The organism is Acidovorax sp. GW101-11A03 (assembly GCF_059424825.1).
On sequence record NZ_JBWKZU010000008.1, the window covers coordinates 1 to 25940 of the forward strand.

The following is a 25940-nucleotide window of genomic DNA, read 5'->3' on the forward strand; positions in this document are numbered from 1 at the left end:
ACCGGGCAGTGTCACCCCCCTGAGGCGCGGGGCGCCTCCCCCCCCCCCCCGCTCTCGCAACGCAGCGCGCTGCGGGCAGGGGGACACAGCCCTCGCTGCGGGGCGGCCCTTGCTTGGCTGCCCTGGCACTGGCAAGCGCCCGCATCTAGCGCCTGCGCCTGCACAATACTCCCGATTTGATAGCAAAAAGCGCTTATTGGGCGCGTGGAAAAGCCCATTTTTTCCACAAAAAAAGCCGACCTCACAGGGTCGGCTTTGTCTTGAGGCTTGTTGCGCGCCTCAGTGCATCATCTGCGGCTGCCCTTCGAACAGATGTTCGAACTGTGCCAGCCAGGGTTCGGCCAGGCTGCGGATCTGTGCGTCGTTGCGCAGGATGCGCTGCATGATGCGGGTCTTTTCGCGGCGGTGCTCGGGCAGCAGCTCGTGCTCCTGCGACTTGAAACGCAACTGCTCGATCAGCACCGCACAGGCGCCTTCGTAGCGCACCACGCCGTCCCAGTCCTTGAGTCGGGCAGCCTCCAGCATCTTGGCGCTGCTGTCTTCAATCGCCTTGTAATAGTCAATCAGCATGTGGGACATGGTTCAGGCCTCCACCAGCACGGGCTGGCCAGTGGCGGCAGGCGCGTCGGCAGAAGCCGCTGCAGCGCCGGATTTCTTGATGTCATTCCAGCCCTGGGCCACGGGCTCGATCAGGCGCATGACTTCCTGCATCATCGCGTCGTCGTTGCGGGCATTGGCCAGGATCAGGCGGCGCATGCAGTAGTCGTAGAGCGCGCCCAGGTTCTCGGCCAACTCACCGCCGTCCACCTTGTCCAGCGAAGTGCTCAGGCCTTCTTCAAGAATGCGCACCGCCTTGGAGATGGCATTGACCTTGCCCAGCACGTCACCCCGTGCCATGGCGCCACGCGCCGTGGCGATGGAGTTCAGAACGCCTTCATACAACAGGCTGACCAGCTGGTGCTGGTCGATCGTGTGCATGCTGGTCTCTACATTGATGCGCTGGTACGCGTTGGCTGCACGGGGGCTGTAGGCGCTGAACATGCTGACAATCCTTCCGAGGTATTACCTAAGTTATCGGCTCGCGCCAGAAAAACTGAAGCCTCTGTTTATTTAGCCCGTCGATTTGTTCCAGGCCGCCACCTGCTGCGAGATATAGGCGTTCAGGCCGTTCAGGCTGCTCAACTGGGTGTCCAGCGCGTTATAGCGCCGCGTGATGCGTTTTTCAAATGCGTCAACCTTTTCGTTCACGCGGGTTTGGTCCTGGGCATTGCGCTTGAGGCTCAGCTGCAGGGTGTCGTCCTTGGATTTGAAGAAACCATCGTTGGCCAGCAAATTGGTGGTCAGCGCCTTCAGCTGTACCGCAATGCCGTCGGCCGATCCGCCTCCGGTGTTGCGGAACAGGTTCTTCACGTCGTCGGGGTTCTCCGTCAGGGCCTTGTTCAGCTTGGTGGAGTCCACAGCCAGGTTCCCGCCCAGCTGCTGCGTGATGCCGACATCTGCCAGACGCTGGAAGGCCCCGCCGCCCGTCGAGATCGACTGGATCGCGTTGCGCAGAGAGTTCTGCAGCGCCACAGCGGTCGAATCCCCTTGCAAAAGCCCCGCCGAACCGGTCTTTGCGTCGTATTTGGTCGCCTCTTGAAGCAGCTCGTTGACGGCGTTGTAGGCCTTCACGAACCCGTCGATGTTGGACTTGATGGCCGACTCGTCCTTGCCCACGGTGATATCGATCGGCGCCGTGGTGATTTGCTCCGCCTTGAAAGTCACACCCGAAATCGTGGAAGCAAAGGTGTTGGTGGCAGAAGACACCGCAATACCGTTGACCGTGGCCTGGGCATTGGCTGCCGCCTGCGTGACCGTGGCGCCATTGACCAAACGCGACAGGCCGGTCGCATCGGTGTTGCCTGCGCTCTGGGGATCGGTGTCCCCATCTTCCATCACGCTCAGCCGGAAGCCGAACTCCTCACCGGTGCTCTTGCTGCGCAGCAACAAGCGCTCGCCGGAGGCATCCGAGAGGATCGAGGCCGTCACCCCTGCGTTGGAGCCATTGATCTTGCTGGCCACGTCCGAGAGCTTGTCGCTTGCGCTGATCGCGATATCCACCGGCTGACCGCTGCCCGGCGTGAAGGACGAGGGCGCCACACTCCACTTGCCCAGTTCCAGCCGCAGCGTCCCGGAGCCCAGCGCGCCGCCTACAGGCAAGAGCGCCGCCGACGCGGTGGCCTGCGCCTTGGCCAGGCCCTGCACCTCCACACTGAAGGTAGTTGGCAGGGTTCCTCCCACAGCAGTGGCGGAGACAAACTTGGAATCAGAGGAGGTGGTGGTCACACCATTCCAGCCGGTCACGCTGGTCAGCTTGCTGGCGGCGTCCTGCAGCGTGGAGACCAGCGACTTGATCTGCCCAAAGGCAGATATCTTGGTTTTGACCGTCGCGGCCTGCACCGTGAGCTTGTTCAGCGGCTCTTTTTCCAGTTCGACCAACTTGGCAATGATGTTTTTGACATCAAGCCCGTTTGTGCCGACACCTACGGATGAAATCGTGGCCATACCAACCTCCTGAACTGGTTCAACGGAAATTATCGCGCCGAACGGCGATCAAGAACGTCCGTAAACACGCCAGGAAACCCGTCTTATCCAGCGGTCCTGGCACCCGCTGCTCCAAAAAGCCAAAGGGCGGCGACAGAAACCTGCCGCCGCCTGGGCCACTTCAGGGCGCTGCAACGCCCTGACTGCCTTGCCCGCTGCTTGTTAACGCAGCAGGGCCAACACACCTTGCGGCAGCTGGTTGGCCTGGGCCACCATCGCCGTACCAGCCTGTTGCAGGATCTGCGAGCGCGACAGATTGGCGGTTTCTGCGGCGAAGTCGGCGTCCAGGATGCGCGAACGCGAGGAGGACAGGTTTTCCGACGTCACTTGCAGGTTGCTGATCGAGGTTTCAAAACGCGATTGCAGAGCACCGAGCTTGGCACGCTCACCGTTGATGAAGGCCAGGGCCGAGTCCACGGTCTTGAGCGCGTTGGTCGCGTTGCTGAACGTGGTCACATCCAGGTTGGCCACGGTTTGCAGGGCAGAACCACCATTGTCGAGTTGGTTGCTGGCCGAGCTCACTGCGAAGGACTTTTCCGAGTCCAGCGTGATGTAGCCGCCCGTGTTGACGAACTCCACCGAGGCAGCGGCAGAACTCAGCGTGGTCGTGGCACCGTTGGCTGCGCCAGCTGCGTCGTAGCCCGTCACGGTCACGTTGGCCGCGTTGGCATTGGCAGTGTCGCCCACCACGATGTTGTTGCCGGTGGCGTTGGTCAGGATGATCTGGCTACCGTCGGAGCTGAGCGAGGCATTGATACCGGTCTTGGCGGACTGGTCATTGATCGCGGACACGGCAGCCGACAGGCGGTCCGTACCCGTGGCAGAGGTCAGCGTGAAGGACACGGTGCGGGCGGCGCCCACGTTGTCGCCTTCCAGCGTCAGCGAGTACGAACCCGCCGCCGCCATGCCGCCCAGACGCACTTCGGTGCGGGCCGTGGCGGTCACGCCAGTGTCGGCCTTCAGTGCGTTGATCTGGTCTGCCGTGGCCTTGGCAGAGGCGCTCACAGCCACCGTCAGGGTGCCGGTGCCCAGGTAGCCAGCGATGGCCACGGAGCCCGTGGTCACACCGTTGGTGCCCGCCGTGGCCTGGGTGGCCGATGCACCGATGCCCGAACCGTTGGAGGCGACGTTCTGGTTGTTGCCATACACGCTGGTGCGCAGGTTGGCCGTGGCCGCCACGATGGTCTGGTTGGCGTTGGCGCCCACCTGGAACTGTTGCGTACCGAACGTGCCGTCCAGCAGCTTGGAGCCGTTGAATTCCGTGGTCTGCGAGATCCGGTCCAGTTCGGACACCAGCTGACCCACTTCCTGTTGCAGGGCCTGGCGGTCGCCAGCGCTGTTGGAGGCATTGGCCGACTGCACAGCCAGTTCACGCACACGCTGCAAGATGTCGCCGGAAGCCTTCAAGGCGCCTTCTGCGGTTTGCGCCAGGGAGATACCGTCATTGGCATTGCGAACCGCCTGGTTCAGGCCGCGGATCTGGCTGGTGAAACGCTCAGAAATGGCCAAGCCAGCAGCATCGTCCTTGGCGCTATTGATGCGCAGACCCGAAGACAGGCGCTGGATGGAGGTGTTCAGCGAAGTCTGGCTCATGCCCAGGTTGCGCTGGGCGGTAAGCGAGCTGATGTTGGTATTGATGGTGGAAGCCATTGCAAATCTCCAGAAAAGAACTGACTGAATATGGCGTTGCCGCCAGCCGGGGCGCCAGCACCACGCTGGCCTCCTGGGTTCCCAGCGCTGCAGGCCATCTGGTGAACGGCGGGCCACTCACGGTCCGTTGAGAGTGTTTTCGGGTGGCCGCCGGAAAACTTGAGGGGCAAACGCACAAGTTGTAGGACTTTTTGGCCGCTTATCCACCCAACACCAAAAAACGGCATCTCCACAATTCATCCATCGTTCCCCCATTGACAGCCGGACGGGTGCGCTTGAACCGGCAAACAGATCCGTCTCGCGACGTTAAGGAGTTTCGCCATGGCAGCAACCATCAACACCAACATCAGCTCGCTGACCGCGCAGCGCAATCTGGGCACCAGCCAGATGTCGCTCAACACCGCCATCCAGCGCCTGTCGTCGGGCCTGCGCATCAACAGCGCCAAGGACGATGCCGCCGGCCTGGCGATCTCCGAGCGCTTCACCAGCCAGATCCGGGGCCTGAACCAAGCTGTTCGCAATGCGAACGACGGGATTTCACTGGCCCAGGTGGCGGAAGGTGCGATGGGGTCGGCGGGCAACATCCTGCAACGGGTGCGGGAGCTGGCCGTGCAGTCGGCCAACGCCTCCAACAGCGCCGGCGACCGCCAGGCCCTGCAGCAGGAAGTCGGCCAATTGGTGGCAGAACTGGACCGGATTTCACAAACCACCGAGTTCAACGGCCAGAAACTGCTGGACGGCACCTTTGGTACGCAGCAGTTCCAAGTGGGCGCCAACGCCAACCAGACCATTGTGGCCGCCACAGCCAACCTGCGCACCAATGTCTATGGTAACAACCAGAACATTGCGTCCAACGGCTCGGGCATCGGCGCATCGGCCACCCAGGCCACGGCAGGCACCAACGGCGTGACCACCGGCACGGTGGCCATCAGCGGCTACCTGGGCACCGGCACCATGACGGTGGCCGCCAGCGCCACGGCCAAGGCCACAGCCGACCAGATCAACGCCTTGCAGTCCACCACCGGCGTCACGGCCACGGCCCGCACCGAAGTGCGTCTGGGCGGCATGGCCGCGGCGGGTTCGTACTCGCTGACACTGGAAGGCGACAACGTCGCCAGCCCCCGCACCATTTCCTTCACGCTGGTGGCTGGCACCGGTACCGACCGCCTCTCCCCCGCCGTGTCGGCCATCAATGAACAAGCGGCCAAGACGGGCATCAATGCCTCGCTCAACTCCGACGGCACGCAGATCATCCTGACCAACGCCACCGGCAACAACATTGTGATCGGCGACACCGTGAACGCCAATGCGGGTGCGGTCACCGTCACCGGCTACGACGCGGCAGGTGCCAGCAACGGCGCGACCCAGACGCTGGCGGCCGATGCGAACGTGGAATTCATCAATACCGGCGGCTACATCACGCTGGACTCCGAAAAGTCGTTCGCCGTGACCTCGGCCAGCAACCAGCTGGACAACGGGGGCTCCTCGCTGCACACCGTGGCCAATCTGGACGTGACCACTTTCACCAACGCCACCGACGCGCTCAAGACCGTGGATTCGGCCCTGGCCTTCATCAACGGCGAACGTGCCAAGCTGGGCGCCCTGCAATCGCGCTTCGAGACCAGCATCTCCAGCCTGCAGATCACCTCTGAGAACCTGTCCGCATCGCGCTCGCGCATCCAGGACGCAGACTTCGCGGCCGAAACCGCCAACCTGTCGCGCGCCCAGATCCTGCAGCAGGCCGGCACGGCGATGGTGGCCCAGGCCAACCAGATCCCGCAGGGCGTGCTGTCGCTGCTCAAGTAAACCATCTGCCCGGCCCACCGCTGCGCAGTGGAACAGCAAGACAAAGGGGCCCATCGGGCCCCTTTGCACATGGCACACTGCCACCACACCCTGCCCCTCTTTTTGCTCGTAGATCGGCGCCAACGTGCAATCCAAACACACTGAACAGGACACGCCCCGCCTGCAGGCAGCGCTGGCCGCTGCCGACTGGCCCCTTCTCACCCGCCTGTGCCGCCAGGTGCTGCGCAAGAACGGCCGCCACCTCAGCGCCCACCGGCTGCTGGGCTTCTCCCTGAACAAACAGCGCGAGTTCGATGCAGCGCTCCAGGCCTACCGGCAGGCCTATGTGTACTGGCCGGGCGACGCCGAGCTGCTGGTCAACTACGCCAACGTGCTGATCGAGCAGGCGCGCAACATCGACGCCCTGCCCCTGCTCGAAAAAGTGTGCGAGCTGCGCCCCCAGCAGGCCATTGGCTGGATCAAGCTGGCCGAGTGCTGCTACCTCCTGAGCCTGCACGACAAGGGGTTTGAGGCCAGCCAGAAGGCCGCCGCCCTGGCCGAGACTCTGCACGACCGCGTGGCCGCGCTCATGCAAAGCTCCATCCACCGGCGCGAGCTGGGCCAAGTGCGCGAGGCCGTCAAGGACTGCGAAACCGCCATCGGGCTGCGCCCCAACGACCCGGGCAACTACACCAACAAGCTGCTGTTCATGCTGGCCGACCCCGAGGTGGACGCCGCCCAGCTGTCGGCAGCGGCACGGCAGTACGGCGCCACCTTCGAGCCCCCGCTGCAGCCCGAATGGCCCAGTTTTGCCGAGCACCGGGGATCGCCCTGGAAGCGCCTGAAGATCGGTTTCCTCTCGCCCGACTTCCGCGTGCATTCGGTCATGTACTTTGTGGAGGGGCTGCTGGCGCAGCTGGACCGGCGGCAATTCGAGGTGTTTGCGTTCTACCTCTTCCCCCGCGACGACCATGTGACCGAGCGTGTGCAGCGCCACGCCGACCACTTTGTGCCCCTGGCGGGCTTCAGTCCCCAGCACCAGGCCGAGGCCATCCGCGCCGAAGGCGTTGACATCTTGATCGACCTGGCGGGCCACACCGGCAACAACGGCCTGCTGGCCCTGGCGCACAAGGCGGCGCCCGTGCAGGTGTCGTGGCTGGGGTTCCCGGCCACCACCGGGCTCACGGCCGTGGACTACAAGTTCACCGACGAGATCACCGACCCGCCCGGCGCCGAAGCGCAGTACACCGAGCAGCTCTACCGCCTGCCCACGCTGTTTGCCTGCTACCGCCCCATGAGCCGCAACCCGCTGTGGCGCTACCAGCCGCGCTACCAGGTGCGCCCTGCGCCCGCGCTCGCCAATGGTTTCATCACCTTCGGCTCGTGCAACAACCTGGGCAAACTCACCGACGAGGTGCTGGCCCTGTGGGGCCAAGTGCTGGCCGCCGTGCCAGGGTCGCGCCTGCTGATCGAAGGCAAGAACTTCGACCGCCCCGATTTTGCGCAAGCCTACCGAGAGCGCTGCGAGCGCCTGGGCCTGCCCCCGGCACAGCTGGACCTTGTGGCGCAGCGCACCGACAACCAGTACCTCACCTACCACCGCATCGACATTGCGCTGGACCCCTTCCCGCTCACGGGCGGCACCACCACCTTCGACGTGCTGTGGATGGGCCTGCCCATCGTGTCGATGGTGGGCGAAAGCTTCAAGAGCCGCATGGGCGTGGGCCTGCTGGCCTACCTGGGCCGCACCGAATGGCTGGCCGAGACGCCCGAGGACTATGTGCGCATCGCCACCAGCCTGGCGGCCGACGCACAGGCGCTGAACACCCTGCGGCAGGGGCTGCGCGCCGAGGTGGAGGCCTCCGCCCTGATGCGCGAGGACATCTTCAACCACCACTTTGCCGAAGGCCTGCGGGTGATGTGGCTGCAATGGCTGGCCCGCGCCGAACACCCGGACGACCCCGCCGCCCAGGCCCAGGCGATCCAGGACTGGCTGCCCCAGCTGCCCGAGGCCTGGACCCAGCCGCCCGTGCCCGGCGTGGGCCTGAAACCCGGCCAGCGCGTCAGCCTGCACGAGGCCCACCAGCGCCTGCAGGAGCTGGTGGACAAGGCCAAGGCCGCCCCGCCGCCCACACCCGCCACTGACTCAGACACCAGCGCGGGCCCGGCCCTCAAGGACCGCCACTGGATCGCTGTGACCGAACTGGCCGAAACCGTGCTCAGCGCCATGCCCAACGACCCGGTGGCCCTGGCCTGCCTGGCCGAGGTGGAACATGCCCACGGCCACACCGAGTTTGCCGTGACCTACCTGCGGCACGCCACGCAGGCGATGGGCCTGGACATGGGGGCGAGCCCCGCTGCGTGATGCCTTGGTGTGCAGCCATCGGGCTGCACTGCGTCATATGCTACTAAAAATATAGCAATAAATGCAAGCCTACCGCGCGAAAGGCAGCATTTTTATCCATATTTCCTGTACCCATCACCCCTTGCGCCGCAGAAACCCGTGTGGCGCCACCGTGACCTGCAGGCGCTGCTCCATCTCGGTGTCGATCTCGAACTCGGCGTGCCCGGCCAGCCACTGGTGCACTGCCGTCTTGGGGTTGTTGCCCACGTCCCAGGGGCGGTCGGCAAAGAACTTGGGCGGCATGTCTTCCACGAAGGTGTCAAACACCACGCAGTAGCTGCCGGGCGTGACCAGCGGCGCGTAGGCATTGAGTTCGCCCAGCACATGGTCGTGGGTGTGCATGGAATCCAGGCACACCAGCACACGCTGGTAGCCCTGGGCAAAGTCGCGCACCTGCTGCACCACCTCGGGTGCAATGGCCGATCCCTGGATCATCGCGATGCGGCTGGCCATGGGGTGGGCTTCGATGGCGGCGCGGTTGTGTGCGCGGATGTCGATGTCCACACCCAGCACCTTGCGGCGCGAGGCGCGCGGGTCGAGCGTGGTGCCCGCCTCGATGGCGTCGCTCATGTCCAGCAGCGCCAGCAGCGAGGCGCTGAGCACCAGCGAGCCGCCGTGGGCAATGCCGGTCTCGATGATCAGGTCCGGGCGCACGCGCCACACCAGCTCCTGCATGGCCACCATGTCCTGCGGGTACTGGATGATGGGCCGCCCCATCCAGTCGAAGTTGTAGACGTACTGCCGCTGCATCGAGGCCTGCAGCCAGTCGCGCGACAGGGTCTGGAAGGCGGTGTCCTGGGCATAGCCCGCGAGGCGGTCGCGGCGTTCCTGGGCGAATTGGTCAACGGGGTTCATGGCAGGTACTCCAACGGGGTCGTCATTCATTCAATAGCAGCCAGCAAGCTGTCGTCCCAGAGGGGGCGGGGCACAACGCCCCACTCGCCCTGCAGGCGCGACACGGCAATCGGGGGAAACGGCTGCAGCGGCCCGCCGGGCAACACCTCTACCGCGCAGCCGGTGCGGGCCTGCAGCCAGTCCAGCCACTGTGCATGGGAGGTCTGGCAGCCACTGGCCAGGTTGTAGACCGTGGCCCGGCCTTGCAGCGCAATGCGCGGCAACCAGTCCAGAACATCGGCCACCTGCACGTAGTCCTTGGCAGACTGCGGATCGGAACGCAGCACCACCCGGCCCTGCCGCGCCTGGTGCAGCAGGTCGGCCACCAGGTTGCCCGATGCGGAGTCCAAACCCGGCCCCACCACGTTCGACAGCCGCGCCACGCGCACCCCGGCGCGGCCGCTGGCGTGGCACAGCGATTCGCCGGTGAGCTTGGTGAGGTTGTACAGGTACGAGGGGTCGCCCGGCAGCACGGACAGGGGCGCGTCTTCGTCGGTGCGGGTAGCGCCCATGTAGACCCGGGTGGACGACAGGTATAGCAGCGAGTCGAACTGCGCGCGCCGCAGCACCTCGGCCAGCAGGCCCACATGGGCGTCCACCGTGTCGAACGGGCGCGTGCGGAAGTCGGCGGTGAGCCCCACGCAATAGATCACATGACCCAGCGGGCGGGCGAACACCTCGGCATCGCCGCGCGCAGGCGCCCACACGGTGTGGCCCTGGGCCTGCAGGTGCGCCACCAGGCGGCTGCCGATGTAGCCCGAGGCGCCGAGCACGGTGAACGTTGAAGGGGGCAAGCCCGTCACCGGCGCTCCCCCACGGCCGCCAGCGGTTGGCCCGCGTACACGGTGTACGCCAGCAGCTCACCGCGCACGATGGAGCCCGCGCCCACCACACAGCCGCGCCGCAGCACGGCGCCGTCCAGCAGCACGCAGTTGGCGCCGATCCACACGTCGTCCTCGATCACGATGCCGCCCTTGCTGGGCAGAAAGCCCTGCTCACGGATCAGGCGGTTGCGGTCGGCATAGGCATGGTTGACGGGCGCGAAGGTGCAGTTGGCGGCAATCGCCACGTAATTGCCGATGTGGATGCCGTTGCCCGTGTAGAGCACGCAGCCCGCGTTGATGACCACATGTTCGCCCACCACCAGGTCGCCGCTCCCACCCGCAGGCTTGACCTTGACGAAGCTGTCGATCACCGAATGCGCGCCCACCACGATGCGGGAGCCGCGCACCGAGTCTTCGATGTCGGCCAGGTGCGAGAGCTTCGAGGTGGGATGGATCTCGATCACCTAGAACACCTCCAGCCGGGGCACGGCCACCACCATCTGCGCGCCCCAGCTGCGCGTGTAGTCGAGCTGGTCGGCCACCTCGCTGCGCAGGTTCCAGGGCAGGATCAGGATGCGCTGCGGTTTGTGGGCGCGCAGGTGCGCTTCGCTCACGACTGGGATGTGGCTGCCGGGCAGGTATTGGCCCTGCTTGGCGGGGTTCTTGTCCACCACGTAGGGCAGCAAATCGGGCCGCACGCCCGCAAAGTTGAGCAGGGTGTTGCCCTTGGCGGCCGCACCGTAGGCGCCCACGGTGATGCCGTCGGCCTGGCACTGCAATAAAAAGGTGAGCAGCTCGCGCTTGACCCGTATGGCCTGGGCCTGGAAATTGCTGTAAAAACCGGCGCCCAGCAAACCCGCCGCTGCCTCGGTGGCCAGCAGTTGCTGCACGCGGGCAGCGCCTTCAACCCTGGCCTGCGGATGGTCCACCGAGTCGGCGCGGGCGGCAAACACGCGCAGGCTGCCGCCGTGGGTGGGCAACTCCTGCACGTCAATCACCGCCAGGCCATTGGCCGCAAAAATGCGCTGCACCGCCGTGAGAGACAGATAGGAGTAGTGCTCGTGGTAGGCCGTGTCGAACTGGCAGCCCTCCACCATGCGCAGCAGGTGCGGAAACTCGAAAGTGACCACACCATGGGGCTTGAGCAGCCGGGCAAAGCCGCCCACGAAATCATTGATGTCGGGCACATGGGCCAGCACATTGTTGGCGGCGATCAGGTCGGCCTGGCGGTCGGAGGCTGCCAGCTCGTCGGCCAGCGCCACGCCAAAGAACCGATCCACCACCTCAATGCCCTTGGCGCGGGCTGCGGCTGCCGTGCTGGCGGTGGGCTCCACGCCATAGCAAGGAATGCCCACAGCTTGCACGTACTGCAGCAGGTAACCATCGTTGGACGCGACCTCGACCACGCGGCTGGCGGCGGTCAGGCCCAGGCGTTCACGCATCGCCTCGACATAGGCCCGGGCATGGGCGAGCCACGAGGAGGAAAACGAACTGAAATACGCGTAGTCGTCGGTGAACAGCGCCTCGCGCCCGGCGTGGTCTTCGGTCTGCACCAGCCAGCAGGTTTCGCAGACCAAGAGGCGCAGCGGGAACCAGGTCTCGGGCGCGCGCAGCGCGGCCTCGCTCAGGTAGGCGTTGGACGGGGGCGCGCTGCCCAGGTCCAGGAACGAGCGTTGCAGCGGGCTGCCGCAGTGTCGGCACTTCACAGGCGCACTCCTTCGAATTCTTCGGTCATCCAGGGCTGGCCCGCGTCGCGCGGCGACATCTGGCCCGCTGGCAACGGCCAAGCAATGGCCAAGCGCGGGTCGAGCGGGTGCAGCCCCGCTTCGGCGGCGGGTGCATAGGCCGCCGAGTGGCAATACAGCAGCTCGGCATGGTCGGTCAGCGCCTGAAAGCCGTGCGCAAAACCGGGCGGGATGAGCAGCGCGCTGCCGTTGTCGGCCGACAGGTGCTCGGCGTGCCAGTGCAAAAAGGTGGGCGAGCCCTGGCGCAGGTCCACGGCCACATCCCAGACCTCGCCGCGCAGGCAGCTCACGAGCTTCATCTCGGCGTGTGGCGGCTTTTGGTAGTGCATGCCGCGCACAGTGCCTGTGAGCGCTGTGTAGCTCTGGTTGATCTGGGCGATGGGGCCCGTCCAGCCTGCACCCGCCAGTTCGTCGGCGCAGAACAGGCGCGAAAAAAAGCCGCGCTTGTCCACCAGCGGCTGGCGTTGCACGCGGAACAGCCCCGCCAGTGGCAGCGGCGCCAGGGCGAGGCGGCTCATGGCCGCGCCTCCCAGGCGTCAATGTCGGCCAGGCACAGCGCGCGAGCGTCGGCGCCGCCATGTTGCTGGCGGTACCAGTTCATGGTGCGGGCCACGGCGGTGTTCAGCGACCAGTGCGGGGCCACGCCCAGCACCTGGCGGGCATGGGCGGTTTCGAGCGCGAGCCAGCCGGCTTCGTGCGGGCCTTCGCTCTCGTTTTCATAGCTGATAGCGCTTGCTGGATAGGCAGCGGAGGCCAATTCAATGACATTTTTGACTGTGGCGGCCTCGTGCGGCAGAGGGCCGAAGTTGTAGGCACCGGCCAAGGCGGCCGAATCCCACAGGCGCTGGGCCAGGCGCAGGTAGGCGGCCAGCGGCTCCAGCACATGCTGCCAGGGGCGCGTGGCCTGGGGACGGCGGATGTGCAAGGTGGCGCCCTTCTCCCAGGCGCGCACGGCGTCGGGCAGCAGGCGGTCTTGCGCCCAGTCGCCACCGCCAATCACGTTGCCCGCGCGGGCGGTGGCCACGGCCACGCCTTGGGCGGCCAGAAAGGAATCGCGGTAGCTGGCCGTGACCAGCTCGGTGGCGGCCTTGCTGGCGCTGTAGGGGTCGTGCCCGCCCAGGGGGTCGTCCTCGCGGTAGGGGTAGGCCCATTCGCGGTTGCGGTAGACCTTGTCGGTGGTCACCACCAGGGCCACGCGCACTTCGGGCAGGCCGCGCAGCGCATCGAGCACATGGGCCGTGCCCATGATGTTGGTGGCAAAGGTGTCGAGCGGCGCCGCGTAGCCCGGACGCACCAGCGCCTGCGCGGCCAGGTGCAGCACCACCTCGGGCCGGGCGGTGCGCACGCGCATGGCCAGGGCCTGGGTATTGCGGATGTCGCAGAAATGGCTTTCCATGCCCGGGCCGCCCTGCCCCAGCTGGGCCAGGGTGAACAGGTTGGGCCCGGTAGCGGGCGGCAGCGCCACGCCGGTGACCTGGGCGCCCAGGCGTTGCAGCCACAGGGCCAGCCAAGCGCCCTTGAAGCCGGTGTGGCCGGTGAGCAACACGCGCTTGCCGCGCCAGAAGTCGGGATCAGGGCGCATCGTGCTTACCAGCATTTCCAGGGCGCGCGGCCCGATTGCCAGAGGTCTTCGAGCAGGTTTTTCTCGCGCAGTGTGTCCATGGGCTGCCAGAAGCCGGTGTGCTCAAAGGCGCGCAGCTGGTCGCTGCTGGCCAGGCGGGCCATGGGTTCCAGCTCCCAGCTGGTGGCGTCGCCGTCGATGTAGTCGATGACCTCGGGCTGCAGCACAAAAAAACCGCCGTTGATCCAGCCGCCGTCGCCACGGGGCTTTTCCACAAATCCGTCCACCCTGTCGCCGTCACGCATCAGGGCGCCATAGCGGCCTGGGGGCAACACGGCGGTCACCGTGGCCTGACGGCCGTGGGCGCGGTGGAAGGCAAACTGCGCGGTCATGTCCAGGTCGGCCACACCATCGCCATAGGTAAAGCAGAAGGGCTCGCCTTCGGGCAGGTACTCCTGCACACGGCGCAGGCGCCCGCCGGTCATGGTGCTTTCGCCGGTGTCCACCAGCGTCACGCGCCAGGGCTCGGCGTGGCGGTGGTGCACTTCCATGCGGTTGTTGGCCATGTCAAACGTTACGTCCGACATGTGCAGGAAGTAGTTGGCGAAGTATTCCTTGATGACGTAGCCCTTGTAGCCCAGGCAGATGATGAAGTCGTTGACGCCATGGGCGGCATACATCTTCATGATGTGCCACAGGATGGGCCGCCCCCCGATCTCGATCATGGGCTTGGGACGCAAGTGCGACTCTTCCGAGATGCGGGTGCCCAGGCCCCCCGCGAGCAGTACGGCTTTCATGCCCGCAGCATAGTCCAGCCCCCGTGCCGCCAAAAGGCCCTGTGGCTGCGGAAAAACGGGCCAAATGCAGCGATTGCCCCGACTGCGCGGCGCTGTGCGCGATGCGTGCAGACACCAAATTGCTACACATTAAATAGCAACAAATTCTTTTCCGTCAGGCGCAAACGACCTATTTGATGCCGAAATTGATGGCATGACACACCCGCCACCCAGCGAGTGCAGCGCCAAAGCCATTCCTCCAAGAAGCCCTGGTTTGGCCGCTCTCTTGTGGCATTTCGCGCTCAGCAATCCGATACATTTGCAGTAACCTTCGGTAAACCCGCGACTGCGGTCCTGGAACAAGCGCTGCCGTTCTTGCTCCGGTTACCGCCCAACACGTCTAAAGCATGTTCGTCATCATCGGTTACGTCGTCTGCCTGGGCTGCATCTTCGGTGTGTACATCATGCACGGCGGGAATATCAGCGTGATCCTCAAGGCCCTGCCCTTCGAGATCGTCACCATTCTGGGTGGCGCGCTGGGCGCCTTTGTGGTGAACAACCAGCCCAAGGTCATCAAGGCCACCCTGGCCGCACTGCCCATGGCGCTCAAGGGGTCCAAGTACACCAAGGCCCGCTACATGGAGCTGATGGCCATGCTCTACGACATCCTGCAGAAGGCCCGCAAGGAAGGGCTGATGGCGATCGAAAAGGATGTCGAGGCGCCCCACGAGTCCGAGATCTTCAAGAAATACCCCACGGTGGGCAACGATCACCATGTGATCGAGTTCACCACCGACTACCTGCGCATGATGGTGTCGGGCAACCTGAACTCGCATGAGATCGAAGCGCTGATGGACAGCGAGATCGACACCCACCACCAGGAGGCCCACGCCCCCGTGGCAGCGCTGGCCCGGCTGGCGGGCGCCCTGCCCGCGTTTGGCATTGTGGCCGCGGTGCTGGGCGTGGTGAACACCATGGGCTCGGTGGGCCAGCCGCCCTCAGTGCTGGGCGGCATGATCGGCTCGGCGCTGGTGGGCACGTTCCTCGGGATCTTGCTGGCCTACGGTGTGGTCGAACCCCTGGGCGGTCTGGTCGAGCAAAAGACCGAAGACGCAGCCAAGGAATTGCAGTGCATCAAATCCACCCTGCTGGCCAGCATGCAGGGCTACAACCCGGCCACCGCCATCGAATTTGGCCGCAAAGTGCTTTTCTCAGACGTCCGCCCCAGCTTCACCGAGCTGGAGGGGCATGTGAAAGGCAAGAAGTAGCGCCGCCAGCGCCCCTTGGCCCGCAACACCATGGCAGAAAAGAAACTCCAGCCCATCATCATCAAGCGCATCAAGAAAGGCGGTCATGCCGTGCACGGTGGCGCCTGGAAGATTGCCTATGCCGACTTCGTGACGGCCATGATGGCGTTCTTCCTGCTGATGTGGCTGCTGGGCTCCACGGCCAAGGGCGAGTTGCAGGGGATTGCGGCGTATTTCGCGTCGCCGCTCAAGGTGGCGATGACCGGCGGCGACGGGGCGGGCAACAGCTCCAGCGTGATCCCGGGCGGCGGCAACGATCTGTCGAAGGTGCATGGGCAGGTGCGGCGCTCTGACGTGGAAGAGGCCAAGCAGCGCCGCATGAGCATCGACGCCCAGCGCGCCGAGCGCGCCAAGCAGGACCTGGACCGCATCAAGGCGCTCGAAGCCAAGATCGATGCGCTCATCACCGAAAACCCGCGCCTGAACGAATACAAGTCGCAGATCCGCATCGACATCACGCCCGACGGGCTGCAGATCCAGATCATCGACGACCAGAACCGCCCCATGTTCGACAGTGGCAGCGCGTTGGTAAAACCCTACATGCGCGACATCCTGCGCGAAATCGGCTCCGCGCTCGGCGGGGTGGAAAACCGCATCAGCCTGGCAGGCCACACCGACGCCGTGCCCTATGGCAACAGCGAGCGCGGCTACAGCAACTGGGAGCTGTCGGCCGACCGCGCCAACGCCACGCGGCGCGAGCTGGTCTCGGCCGGCATGCCAGACGCTAAACTGGGCCGCGTGGTGGGCCTGGCGGCCAGCGACCTGCTGGAGCCAAACAACCCGCGCGCACCCGCCAACCGGCGCATCACCATCACGGTGCTGACCCGCGAGGCCGAAGAACGACTCATGGGCAAAGGGATCCCCGAAATCACTTCCACAGAACTGCTGAATGAAAAGCGGGAAAATCCCCCCCCAAGCAGGTAACAGTTACGACTTGTCACCTAACCTGCCACCCATGACAATGCCTACAGTAATTCTCGACCGAAAGGGTCCCAAGTGACCACAGCCCTTCGTTTTCTGATCGTTGACGACTTCTCCACCATGCGACGCATCGTGCGCAACCTGCTCAAGGAAAGCGGGTTCTCCGATGCCGACGAGGCGGAAGATGGCGTGGCAGCCCTCAACAAGCTGCGCAACAGCAAGTTCGACTTCGTGGTGACCGACATCAACATGCCCAACATGAACGGGTTCCAGTTGCTGGCCGAGATCAAGAAGGACGACAAGCTCAAACACCTGCCGGTGCTGATGGTGACCGCCGAGGCCCGCAAGGAAGACATCGTTGCCGCCGCCCAGGGCGGCGCTGCAGGCTACATCGTCAAACCCTTCACCAAGGCAACTCTCGAAGAGAAGGTGACCTTGATTCTGAAGAAGATGGGGTTATGAGACCATGGACGCCACACCGGACAACAGCCAGCCGGCCGACGTACACCACAAGATCGGCCAACTGACCCGCCAGCTGCACGACTCGCTGAACGAACTGGGCTACGCCGACAAGTTGCGGGGATCGATGGGCGAGCTGCCCGACGCCCAGAGCCGCCTGTCCTACATCGCCCGCCTGACCGGCGAAGCGGCCGAGAAGGTGCTGGGCCGTGTGGAACAGGCCAAGGCGCAGCACGACTACATTGCGGCCGAGACGCGCCGGGTGGTCAGTTCGCTGGTGGCCGACCCGGTGGCCGCCGTGGCCAAGGGCGAGATCTTCAACTTCCTGACCGATGTGGAGCGCGTGACCAAGGAGGCCGACGCGCACCTCACCGAGATCATGATGGCGCAGGACTTCCACGACCTCACCGGCCAGGTGATTGCGCGGGTGGTGAACCTGGCGGCCACCATCGAAGAGCAACTGGTGCAGCTGCTCATCCAGACCGCACCACCCAACGCCCATGTACCAGCGGTTGAAGCCAAGCCCGCCCATCTGCAAGGCCCGGTGGTAGACCCCGAGAACACGCCCGACGTGGTCACCGACCAGTCCCAGGTGGACGACCTGCTGGCCAGCCTGGGGTTCTGACCGCCTGCGGGCTTTTGGCCCAGCCCTCATGGTCAAAATGGCTGCTTGCGCGCGCCCACCAAGCGCTTTCAGCTATCATTTTTGAGAAAACCCTCCCTGCTTGAGCACCCCGCTGCGGGTGCCAGTGCGCCGCTGAAAACGCTGGCGGCAGCAGGGAAAAGAGGGGGCCGCAGCCCCCTTATCCAGCTTTAGATTTCCGGGTCGCTCACGACAATGGCATGACACCAGCGCCGTCATGCCACCATGGAATCCAGCCAAGAAAAAAGTCTCCCCGCGTCAGAGCGCAAGCTGCAGAAAGCGCGCGAAGACGGCCAAGGGGCACGCTCGCGCGACCTGTCGCACCTGGCCATCCTGGGGGCGGGTGCGGCCTGCATGCTCCTGCTGACACCCCAGCTCATGGACCACCTGCAAAAGGCCATGAGCCAGCAACTGGCCTTTGACTCCGCCACCGTCATGGCGCCGGGCACCATGCTCCAGCGCCTGCAGAGCATGGTGGTGGTGGGCGCGGCGGCCAGCGTGGCGTTTGCACTGCTCACCAGTGCTGCCGCACTCCTCAGCGCCATTGGCGCGGGCGGCTGGATCCTCAGCACCAAACCCATCGCCCCCCAGTTCAACCGCCTGAACCCTATCTCGGGCCTGGCCAACCTGTTCTCCAAGCAGCAGATGGCCAACGTGGCCAAGATGGTGCTCATGAGCGCGATCCTGACCTGGGTGGCCTGGAGGTTCATCGGCAACAGCATCGAGGCCGTGGCCATGCTGGTGTTGCAACCCTCGCCCCTGGCCCTGCGGCAGGTGGCCGACTGGCTGACCTCGGGCATGAGCCTCCTGCTGCTGGTCGTGTTCCTGGCCGCGCTGGTGGACGTGCCCCTGCAGGCGTTCTTCTTCAAGGACCGCCTGAAGATGTCGCACGAAGAGGTCAAGCAGGAACACAAGGAATCGGATGGCAACCCACACACCAAGGGCCGCATCCGCCAGAAGCAGCGCGAGATTGCCGACCGCGCCAGCGTGGCTGCCGTGCCCAAGGCCGACTTCGTGGTCATGAACCCCACCCACTATGCGGTGGCGCTCAAGTACGACGACAAGACCATGAGCGCCCCCCAGGTCATCTCACGCGGCACCGACCTCATCGCCATGAAGATCCGCGACGTGGCCCGGGAGCACAACGTGCCCGTGCTGCAGTCGCCCATGCTGGCCCGCGCGCTCTATGCCCACGCCGAGCTGGACCAGGCCATTCCCGCCACGCTCTATACCGCCGTGGCCCAGGTGCTGGCCTATGTGTACCGCCTCAAGGCCGCGCTGCGCGGCGAAGGCCGCATGCCCGACAGCCTGGTGGAGCCCTATGTGCCGCCTGAACTCGATCCGCTGAACCGCACTTCCGTGCAAGGTGCTGCCGTATGAACACCTCCGTAAAGTCTTTGCAGCAATGGGCGGGCTCCAATGCCGGCGCCCTCCAGGGGCTGTCGGCCCCGTTGCTGGTGGTGGCCATCCTGGCGCTCATGGTGCTGCCCATCCCGCCCTGGATGCTGGACGCGTTCTTCACGCTCAACATCGCGGTGGCGCTGATGGTGATGATGGTCGCGGCCTACATGCTGCGCCCGCTGGATTTCGCCGCGTTTCCTTCGGTGCTGCTGCTCACCACGCTGATGCGCCTGTCGCTGAACGTGGCTTCGACCCGTGTGGTGCTGCTGGAGGGCCACACCGGACCGGGCGCCGCCGGTGCAGTGATCGAGGCCTTCGGCCACTTCCTGATCGGCGGCAACTTTGCCGTGGGCCTGATCGTGTTCGCCATCCTGGTGGTGATCAACTTTGTGGTGATCACCAAGGGCGCCGAGCGCATTGCCGAGGTGTCGGCGCGCTTCACCCTGGACGCCATGCCCGGCAAGCAGATGGCCGTGGACGCCGACCTGAACGCAGGCCTGATCGATGAAAAAGAAGCCAAGCGCCGCCGCGCCGAGGTGGCGGAAGAAGCCAACTTCTTCGGCTCGATGGACGGTGCCTCCAAGTTCGTGCGCGGCGATGCCATCGCGGGCATCCTGATCCTGCTGATCAACATCGTGGGTGGCTTTGCCATCGGCATGCTGCAGCACGGCCTGTCGGCGGGCAAGGCGGCCGACAGCTACATCCTGCTGGCCGTGGGCGATGCGCTGGTGGCACAGATCCCCGGCCTGCTGATCTCGGTGGCGGCAGCCATGGTGATCTCGCGCGTGGGCAAGGACCACGACATGGGCCGCCAGATCGTGCAGCAGCTGTTCATGTCGCCCCGCGTGCTGGGCGTCACGGCGGGCATCCTGGTGCTGCTGGGCCTGATCCCCGGCATGCCTCACGTGGTGTTCCTGACCATGGGCGGCCTGCTGGGCTACGGCGCCTGGCTGCTGCACGAACGCCAGAAGGTACCGCCGGAAGTCGAAGCGCCCCCGGCCCCCGTGGGCGACGGCGAAGCCACCTGGGATGACCTGCAGCCCGTGGACCTGCTGGGCCTGGAGCTGGGCTACCGCCTCATCAGCCTGGTGGACAAGAGCCGCCAGGGCGACCTGCTGACCCGCATCAAGGGCGTGCGCCGCAAATTTGCGCAGGAGGTGGGCTTCCTGCCCCCCGCCGTGCATGTGCGCGACAACCTCGAACTCAAGCCCAGCGGCTACCGCATCACGCTGCGCGGTGTGGTGGTGGGCGAAGGCGAGGCCTTCCCCGGCATGTTCCTGGCCATCAACCCCGGCGGCATCACCACGCCGCTGATCGGCACACCCACCACCGACCCTGCATTTGGCCTGCCAGCACACTGGATCGACGACCGGCAGAAGGAAGCCGCACAAATGGCGGGTTTTACGGTCGTTGATTCCGAAACCGTGATGGCCACCCATTTGTCACACTTGATGCAAGTGCAGGCCGCCAAGCTCCTCAGTCGCACGGAAACGCAGCAACTGGTGGAACACGTGGCCAAGCTGGCTCCCAAGCTCATCGAAGAAGTGGTCCCGAAAATGGTCTCCATCGCAACGTTCCAGAAGGTCCTCCAGCTGCTGCTGGAAGAGTCTGTGCACATCCGCGATATCCGCACCATCATCGAGACGCTGGCCGAGCATGCCGGTGCGGTCTCCGACCCGGTCGAGCTGGCCCGCCGCGTGCGCATTGCGCTCTCGCCCGCCATCGTTCAGCAGATCTACGGCCCCACGCGCGAACTCAACGTCATTGCCATCGAACCCGGCCTGGAGCGCCTTCTGGTGCAGGCCCTGGGCAACACGGCAGGCCCTGCGCTCGACCCCGGTGTGGCCGACATCCTCACGCAGAAGGCCGCCGAAGTGGCCCTCAAGCAGGAAGAGATGGGCTTGCCCGCCTGCCTGCTGGTTCCCGACCAGATCCGCAACGCCATCTCCCGCCTGGTGCGCCGCGTCGCACCCCGCCTGCAGGTGCTTGCGCACAGTGAAATCCCAGAGACCCACACCATCCGTATTGGGCCGATCCTTAAAGGTGCATCAGCATGAACATCAAACGCTTTACCGCCCCCACCTCCCGGGAGGCTCTGGCCAAGGCGCGCATGGCCTTTGGCGACGGCACACTGATCCTGTCCAACCGCCCGACCGCCAACGGCGTCGAAGTGGTGGCGACGGCCGAAGACACGCTCTCGGCGCTGGACGGCGGTGGTGCAGGCAACAACACCTCCAGCGCACCGCTGCTGGCACCCAGCGCCCCACGCAGCAGCGCGCAGCCCGCCCGCTCCAGCCTGGCGAGCCAGGCGGCGGCAGGCCTGGGCCGCAACCCGGTGGAGGAAGACACCGAGCAGCTGGCGATGAGCACGCTGTCGTTCCAGGACTATGTGCGCGAGCGCATGCTGCGCCGCCGCCACGAGGCCCTGCACGGCGCGGCGGAAGCCCCGACGCTGTCGGAGCGCAGCCGCGACCAGGAACCTGAACGGGAGCGCGAACGCATGCCCGCCCCGGCCGTGGCCGTGGCGCGCCACAACCCGCTGCGCACCATCCCCATGGACATCCCGCCCGAGCCCCCGCGCCGTCGGCAGGAAGCGGCCAGCGCCCACCTGATTCAGTCGAACAACCAGCAAAGCCTGATGAACGAGCTGCACTCCATGAAGGAGCTGATCGAAGACCGCTTCAACACGCTGGCCTGGCTGGGCCAGGCGCGCCAAAACCCGATCCAGTCCAACCTGATGCTCAAGATGATCCGCGCGGGCTACTCGCCCTCGCTGGCCCGTGCTGTACTCGAACGCATGCCCGAGGATCTGTCGGCGGGCGAATCGGTGCGCTGGTTGATGGAAGTGCTCGAACGCAACCTCAAGACCGACCAGGCCGAGCCCCCGCTGTACGAACAAGGCGGCATCTTTGCCATGGTGGGCTCCACCGGCGTCGGCAAGACCACCACCACGGCCAAGCTGGCCGCCATGTGCGCGCGCATCCACGGCCCCGGCAGCGTGGGCCTGATCACACTCGACACCTACCGCGTGGGTGCCCACGAACAGCTGCGCACCTACGGCCGCATGCTGGGCATCGTGGCCCACCTGGCGCACGACCGCGCCGCACTGCAGGACCTGCTGGGCCTGCTCAGCGGCAAGAAAATGGTCCTGATCGACACCACCGGCGTGGCCCCCCGCGACCCGCGCAAGCGCGACATGCTGGACGTGCTGGACCTGCCCCACGTGAACCGCCTCCTGGTGCTCAACGCGGGCTGCCATGGCGACACGCTGGACGACGTGCTCACCGCGTTCAAGACCGACGGCTCGCAGCAGGCCATCCTGTCCAAGGTGGACGAGGCCGTGAAGCTCGGCCCCGCGATCGATGCGCTGATCCGCCACCAGATGGTGCTGCGCGGCGTGACCAACGGCCAGCGTGTGCCCGAGGACTGGGAGCGCGCCAATGCGCACCAGCTCATCAGCACGTCGATGCGCGCCCCTGCCAAGTCGGCGTTCGACCCCAAGGCCACCGACCTGAATTTCTTCTTCTCGCACTCCCCCGACACCATCACCGAAGGGGGGCTGGTCGATGCTTGATCTGGGTTTTCACCAGGCCGCTGGCCTGCACAGTTTCACGCCACAGGCCGAGTTGCGCATGCTGGCGGTGGTGAGCCAGGGCAACGCCGGCAGTGGGCTGGAAACGCTCTGGCAGATCTGTGCCAGCCTGCAGCGGCTGGGCTACCCCGTGGTGGTGCTGGACGGCACGGCGCAGGAGACAGACAACAGCCCGGGCCTGTTGCACCTGCTGCAGCACGCCTCGTGGAACGACGGTGCGCAACTGAACCTGGGAGCCACCGCGTCCTCGCTGGCCGTGATCCCAGCCGCCAAGGGCCTGCAGCACCTCAGCCGCAAGGCGGGCGACACCACGCGCTCCCCTATGGAGAACCTGCTGCCCTACTTCAGGACCTACGGCCTGATGGTGATCCACGCGCCCGCTTCCACACTGGGGCCCTTGCTGACCCATACGGCCACAGTGCCCCTGGTGGTCATGGGTGGCGGTTCCGCGGGCGTGATGACCAGCTACAAGAGCCTCAAGCAGATTGCCCTGCACACCGGGCTGCCCTGCATGGTGGCCGCTTTGCTGCACAGCAACACGGCAACCGAGCGCCACAAGGCCCAGTCGCAGTTGATGGCGCTGCAGGCCTGTGCCGAGCGCCATTTGGGGGGGCCGGTGCGGACCACCACCATCGCCACGCAGAACCCTCAGGAGCTTCAGCGCCTGGCCTTGCAACTGCTGGAAAATGCGGGCACCATGAACGGATCGCTGAGTGCGCTGCCATCCAGCACCTTGGCAGACATGCCTGCACATTTTGTCCGGAGCCATTGAGTTGATTTTTCCGGAGAAGTTGATCTGATGTACACCGCCAAAGGCCAGCTCGATCGTGACGCGATGATCCGCCAGCATGTGCCGCTGGTCCGGAGAATTGCGCACCACATGATCGCCAAGCTGCCGCCCAATGTGGAGCTGGACGACTTGATCCAGGTCGGGATGATGGGCCTGGCCGATGCGCTCTCGCGCTATGAAGTGGCCCAGGGTGTGCAGTTCGAGACCTTTGCCACCCAGCGCATCCGGGGCGCCATGCTCGACGAGCTGCGCGAGGGCGACTGGATGAGCCGCAGCTCGCGCAAGAGCCAGAAAGACATCGAGCATGCCGTGCACCGGCTGGAGCAGAAGCTGGGCCGCAGCCCGCTCGAATCAGAAATCGCCAGCGAAATGGGCATGAGCCTGCCCGACTACCAGAACCTGCTGGGGAAGGTGCGGGGCACCCAGCTGGTGTACCTGGAGGACATGACCCACGGCAACGACGACGAGGACGGGTTTCTGGACCGCCATGTTGCCGACGCCGACGCTGATCCGGTCGAACTGCTGCGCGACCACCGCCTCAAGACCTCACTGGTCAATGCCATCAAGAGCCTGCCCGAACGCGAGCAGCACATCATGGGCATGTACTACGAGCACGACATGAATCTCAAAGAGATCGCGGCCGTGCTGGGCGTGACGGAGTCACGGGTGTGCCAGCTGCACAGCCAATCCATCGCCCGCCTGCGCGCCAAGATGCGCGCGCATTGACCTTGCATTGACCTTGTTTTCCCGCCGCCCTACAAGGCGCGCCGGGCCAAGGTCTCCCCCCAAGTCAGCCTGCAGAACGGTAGATGCGCGCCACGCCCGGTTTGGCCGCGCGCGTTGACAGCCCGTCGCCGTAGGTCGATGCGGCATTGGAGGGCGGCAGCAGGCCCGCAGCCTGGCGGTCAGTCACGGCCGACAGGCGAGCAAGGTTGTCGCGCTGCACCGCCAGCATGCCGCTGATGGTTTCCACCCGCTTTTGCACCGCAGCAGGCAAAGGCATCCCGTGCGCCGTGGATTGCTCCAGCGCGCGCGCAAACAGGGCCGCTGCGTCACGCAGGGCCACACTGTGTTGTTCCAGGGATTGGGGGTCTGCCGCGAGAAGGGCGGCGGTGACTTTATCGATCAGCTGCTCGACAGCCGAGAGGGATTCTTCCAGCGACATGGCGCATTGTGCGATGGATCGCGCCAGTCTGCAAAGCGGGTTCAACCCCGCGAACGGGTCAGGATCTCCTGGGCGTTGGACAGCATCTTGTCGGCGATGGCTTCGGCATCGACAGAAAACTCACCCTTTTCGATGGCAGCGCGGACTGCCTTGACCTTGCCGGCATCAAAATCACCAGCCACACGGGAGGCAGGGTTCAGGCTTTGGGCGGCGATCGAGACCGTGACGGGCACACCGGCGGTTGACGCTGCAGCCAGGGCGTCCTTGGTGGCTCCTTCAGCAGCGCTGGCAGGCGTCTTGGCTTGCTTGGCAAGCCCCGTCTGCGGCAATGCGCCCGGGAGTTCCGGTTTTTGACCTATCTTCATCGCTCTCTCCACCACCCCGCATGATGTGGGGCACAGTAGCAATGTTTTCGACCCGTTTGGCCCGGACTTTAGCCATTTATCACCAGGGCGTCATCAAAGAGTGACGTCTACTGCTCCGCTTTCGTTCACTATTCCACTGACAATACGACCATTATCCATGCGGATACGCACAGTTTGCCCTACGGCCCCGGCCGACAGCGCCTGCCCTGCCGACGTGACCGCGTAGCCGGGCCCCTGGGCCACCACCTTCACCTGGGCCCCTGCGCGGAACAGCTGCGGGGCCCGCACCATGCTCTGGCGCAATGCCTGGCCCGCCACCAGCTGGCGCGCGGCTACCTGCCCGACCCACAGGTCTGGGTTCGCCATGACAGGAGCGGTCTCGGCGGCCCAGTCCACCTCGGCCTCGGTGGCATCGCTGGCGGTCAGGACAGCGCCGGGCGCCAAATTGCCGGTCAGCACCCAGGCCGGGCCAAACGCCTTGACGGTGACTGGCAGGAACACATTCCAGGCGGTGGGCCCCTCAACACAACGCAGCCCGAGGCGGGTGCGGCCCCACAGGCGGGAACCCACCGGCAAATAGGGCTCCACGCGCGCGCAAGGCGCCAGCCGCAATCGCGAATCCAGTGAGCCAACACTCACTTCCATGCGCAAGGGGAGCCCGGTGGGGGCGCTGCGCGCCAGGGTGTCATCCAGCCAGCGCTGCGTCAGCGGACCCAGGTCCACCGAGGGATCGCCCGCCGCCTGGGCCCGGGCCGTGCCACTGGCGCCCACAGCCAGCGCGCCCAGCACCACCAGGCACAGGGCCCGCCAAGCGGCACCTGCGGGGCGCTGCGCGGGGGAGCGGCCGGACACAACCGGGAGGGAAAACAAGAAACGGGGGGAAGTGGACATGGGACCTCCTGGGCATCGGGTGGCTGGCCCGCAGGGGGCAAGGGCCATTTCACACCAATAACTATAGGCAGGCAGCGCCCGCCCAAAACCCGGAACTGCCCATCCATTTCCACGCTCTTTGCGCTTTAGAAAAAAGCAGCGGTTTCCATAATCAGGCAACGCCAAAAAAGCCCCTGGGGCTGGC

At 65.4% G+C, this 25940-nt stretch carries 25 protein-coding genes; 11 read left to right on the plus strand and 14 right to left on the minus strand.

Annotated features, from left to right (window positions below; genetic code table 11):
* Positions 1 to 279: 279 nt before the first annotated feature.
* From AC07Z7_RS05465 to AC07Z7_RS05480, 4 genes are all read right to left on the minus strand, one after another.
* On the minus strand, positions 280 to 579 hold the full coding sequence (locus AC07Z7_RS05465) for a flagellar protein FliT (protein ID WP_494765595.1): 300 nt from the start codon (positions 577 to 579) through the stop codon (positions 280 to 282).
* Between the two features lie 3 nt (positions 580 to 582).
* Positions 583 to 1041, minus strand: a complete 459-nt coding sequence (fliS, locus tag AC07Z7_RS05470) for a flagellar export chaperone FliS (RefSeq protein WP_094290253.1) — start codon at positions 1039 to 1041, stop codon at positions 583 to 585.
* 69 nt (positions 1042 to 1110) lie between these two features.
* A complete protein-coding gene (fliD, locus tag AC07Z7_RS05475; RefSeq protein ID WP_494765596.1) occupies positions 1111 to 2544 on the minus strand; it encodes a flagellar filament capping protein FliD in 1434 nt (477 codons plus the stop codon).
* Between the two features lie 201 nt (positions 2545 to 2745).
* On the minus strand, positions 2746 to 4233 hold the full coding sequence (locus tag AC07Z7_RS05480) for a flagellin N-terminal helical domain-containing protein (RefSeq protein WP_252658749.1): 1488 nt from the start codon (positions 4231 to 4233) through the stop codon (positions 2746 to 2748).
* A 321-nt stretch (positions 4234 to 4554) separates the two neighbouring features.
* On the opposite strand from AC07Z7_RS05480, the gene AC07Z7_RS05485 reads away from it, so the two are divergent.
* Both AC07Z7_RS05485 and AC07Z7_RS05490 read left to right on the plus strand, forming a co-directional pair.
* The gene (locus AC07Z7_RS05485) at positions 4555 to 6039 is read left to right on the plus strand and encodes a flagellin N-terminal helical domain-containing protein (RefSeq protein ID WP_094290256.1); all 1485 of its coding nucleotides are present in this window, start codon (positions 4555 to 4557) and stop codon (positions 6037 to 6039) included.
* A 124-nt stretch (positions 6040 to 6163) separates the two neighbouring features.
* Positions 6164 to 8383: an O-linked N-acetylglucosamine transferase, SPINDLY family protein gene (locus tag AC07Z7_RS05490; protein WP_494765597.1), complete on the plus strand. Its 2220-nt coding sequence runs from the start codon at positions 6164 to 6166 to the stop codon at positions 8381 to 8383.
* Positions 8384 to 8497: 114 nt separating this feature from the next.
* On the opposite strand, the gene AC07Z7_RS05495 is transcribed toward AC07Z7_RS05490, so the two are convergent.
* From AC07Z7_RS05495 to rfbF, 7 genes are read right to left on the minus strand one after another with little or no spacing between them, the layout of a single operon-like run.
* Positions 8498 to 9277 (minus strand): cephalosporin hydroxylase family protein, encoded by a 780-nt coding sequence (locus AC07Z7_RS05495; RefSeq protein WP_094290258.1) that lies wholly within the window; start codon positions 9275 to 9277, stop codon positions 8498 to 8500.
* Between the two features lie 26 nt (positions 9278 to 9303).
* Positions 9304 to 10119 carry an NAD-dependent epimerase/dehydratase family protein gene (locus tag AC07Z7_RS05500; RefSeq protein WP_494765598.1) on the minus strand — a complete coding sequence of 272 codons (816 nt, stop codon included), beginning with the start codon at positions 10117 to 10119 and terminating at the stop codon, positions 9304 to 9306.
* Positions 10116 to 10604: an acyltransferase gene (locus AC07Z7_RS05505; protein WP_494765599.1), complete on the minus strand. Its 489-nt coding sequence runs from the start codon at positions 10602 to 10604 to the stop codon at positions 10116 to 10118. Before AC07Z7_RS05505 ends, AC07Z7_RS05500 begins: the two co-directional genes overlap by 4 nt.
* Positions 10605 to 11846 carry a class I SAM-dependent methyltransferase gene (locus tag AC07Z7_RS05510; protein WP_494765600.1) on the minus strand — a complete coding sequence of 414 codons (1242 nt, stop codon included), beginning with the start codon at positions 11844 to 11846 and terminating at the stop codon, positions 10605 to 10607.
* Positions 11843 to 12403 (minus strand): dTDP-4-dehydrorhamnose 3,5-epimerase family protein, encoded by a 561-nt coding sequence (locus AC07Z7_RS05515; RefSeq protein ID WP_494765601.1) that lies wholly within the window; start codon positions 12401 to 12403, stop codon positions 11843 to 11845. Before AC07Z7_RS05515 ends, AC07Z7_RS05510 begins: the two co-directional genes overlap by 4 nt.
* Entirely contained in the window at positions 12400 to 13467 is a 1068-nt protein-coding gene (rfbG, locus tag AC07Z7_RS05520; protein ID WP_494765602.1) for a CDP-glucose 4,6-dehydratase, read from the minus strand. Before rfbG ends, AC07Z7_RS05515 begins: the two co-directional genes overlap by 4 nt.
* A 5-nt stretch (positions 13468 to 13472) precedes the next feature.
* On the minus strand, positions 13473 to 14243 hold the full coding sequence (gene rfbF / locus AC07Z7_RS05525) for a glucose-1-phosphate cytidylyltransferase (protein ID WP_476018227.1): 771 nt from the start codon (positions 14241 to 14243) through the stop codon (positions 13473 to 13475).
* 386 nt (positions 14244 to 14629) lie between these two features.
* Here rfbF and motA point away from each other — a divergent pair, with 386 nt between their 5' ends.
* From motA to AC07Z7_RS05570, 9 genes are all read left to right on the plus strand, one after another.
* Entirely contained in the window at positions 14630 to 15490 is an 861-nt protein-coding gene (gene motA / locus AC07Z7_RS05530) for a flagellar motor stator protein MotA (RefSeq protein ID WP_094290264.1), read from the plus strand.
* A gap of 30 nt (positions 15491 to 15520) precedes the next feature.
* Positions 15521 to 16453, plus strand: a complete 933-nt coding sequence (motB, locus tag AC07Z7_RS05535; RefSeq protein ID WP_094290437.1) for a flagellar motor protein MotB — start codon at positions 15521 to 15523, stop codon at positions 16451 to 16453.
* A gap of 72 nt (positions 16454 to 16525) precedes the next feature.
* Positions 16526 to 16912 carry a chemotaxis response regulator CheY gene (cheY, locus tag AC07Z7_RS05540; RefSeq protein WP_015015821.1) on the plus strand — a complete coding sequence of 129 codons (387 nt, stop codon included), beginning with the start codon at positions 16526 to 16528 and terminating at the stop codon, positions 16910 to 16912.
* 4 nt (positions 16913 to 16916) lie between these two features.
* Entirely contained in the window at positions 16917 to 17534 is a 618-nt protein-coding gene (locus AC07Z7_RS05545; protein ID WP_094290265.1) for a protein phosphatase CheZ, read from the plus strand.
* A 243-nt stretch (positions 17535 to 17777) separates the two neighbouring features.
* Complete coding sequence (locus tag AC07Z7_RS05550) at positions 17778 to 18932, plus strand: EscU/YscU/HrcU family type III secretion system export apparatus switch protein (RefSeq protein WP_094290266.1); 1155 nt, start codon at positions 17778 to 17780, stop codon at positions 18930 to 18932.
* On the plus strand, positions 18929 to 21010 hold the full coding sequence (flhA, locus tag AC07Z7_RS05555; RefSeq protein WP_094290267.1) for a flagellar biosynthesis protein FlhA: 2082 nt from the start codon (positions 18929 to 18931) through the stop codon (positions 21008 to 21010). Before AC07Z7_RS05550 ends, flhA begins: the two co-directional genes overlap by 4 nt.
* The gene (flhF, locus tag AC07Z7_RS05560; protein WP_494765603.1) at positions 21007 to 22527 is read left to right on the plus strand and encodes a flagellar biosynthesis GTPase FlhF; all 1521 of its coding nucleotides are present in this window, start codon (positions 21007 to 21009) and stop codon (positions 22525 to 22527) included. Before flhA ends, flhF begins: the two co-directional genes overlap by 4 nt.
* Positions 22520 to 23317, plus strand: coding sequence for a hypothetical protein (locus tag AC07Z7_RS05565; protein WP_094290269.1), 798 nt, complete (start codon positions 22520 to 22522; stop codon positions 23315 to 23317). Before flhF ends, AC07Z7_RS05565 begins: the two co-directional genes overlap by 8 nt.
* Positions 23318 to 23344: 27 nt before the next feature.
* The gene (locus tag AC07Z7_RS05570; RefSeq protein WP_494765604.1) at positions 23345 to 24061 is read left to right on the plus strand and encodes an RNA polymerase sigma factor FliA; all 717 of its coding nucleotides are present in this window, start codon (positions 23345 to 23347) and stop codon (positions 24059 to 24061) included.
* A 64-nt stretch (positions 24062 to 24125) separates the two neighbouring features.
* Here AC07Z7_RS05570 and AC07Z7_RS05575 read toward each other — a convergent pair whose 3' ends face one another.
* The 3 genes from AC07Z7_RS05575 to flgA all read right to left on the minus strand — a co-directional run bounded on the left by AC07Z7_RS05575 (position 24126) and on the right by flgA (position 25756).
* The gene (locus tag AC07Z7_RS05575) at positions 24126 to 24500 is read right to left on the minus strand and encodes a hypothetical protein (RefSeq protein ID WP_494765605.1); all 375 of its coding nucleotides are present in this window, start codon (positions 24498 to 24500) and stop codon (positions 24126 to 24128) included.
* A 41-nt stretch (positions 24501 to 24541) separates the two neighbouring features.
* Positions 24542 to 24865, minus strand: coding sequence for a flagellar biosynthesis anti-sigma factor FlgM (flgM, locus tag AC07Z7_RS05580; protein ID WP_063461638.1), 324 nt, complete (start codon positions 24863 to 24865; stop codon positions 24542 to 24544).
* Positions 24866 to 24958: 93 nt separating this feature from the next.
* A complete protein-coding gene (flgA, locus tag AC07Z7_RS05585; protein WP_494765606.1) occupies positions 24959 to 25756 on the minus strand; it encodes a flagellar basal body P-ring formation chaperone FlgA in 798 nt (265 codons plus the stop codon).
* Positions 25757 to 25940: the final 184 nt, after the last annotated feature.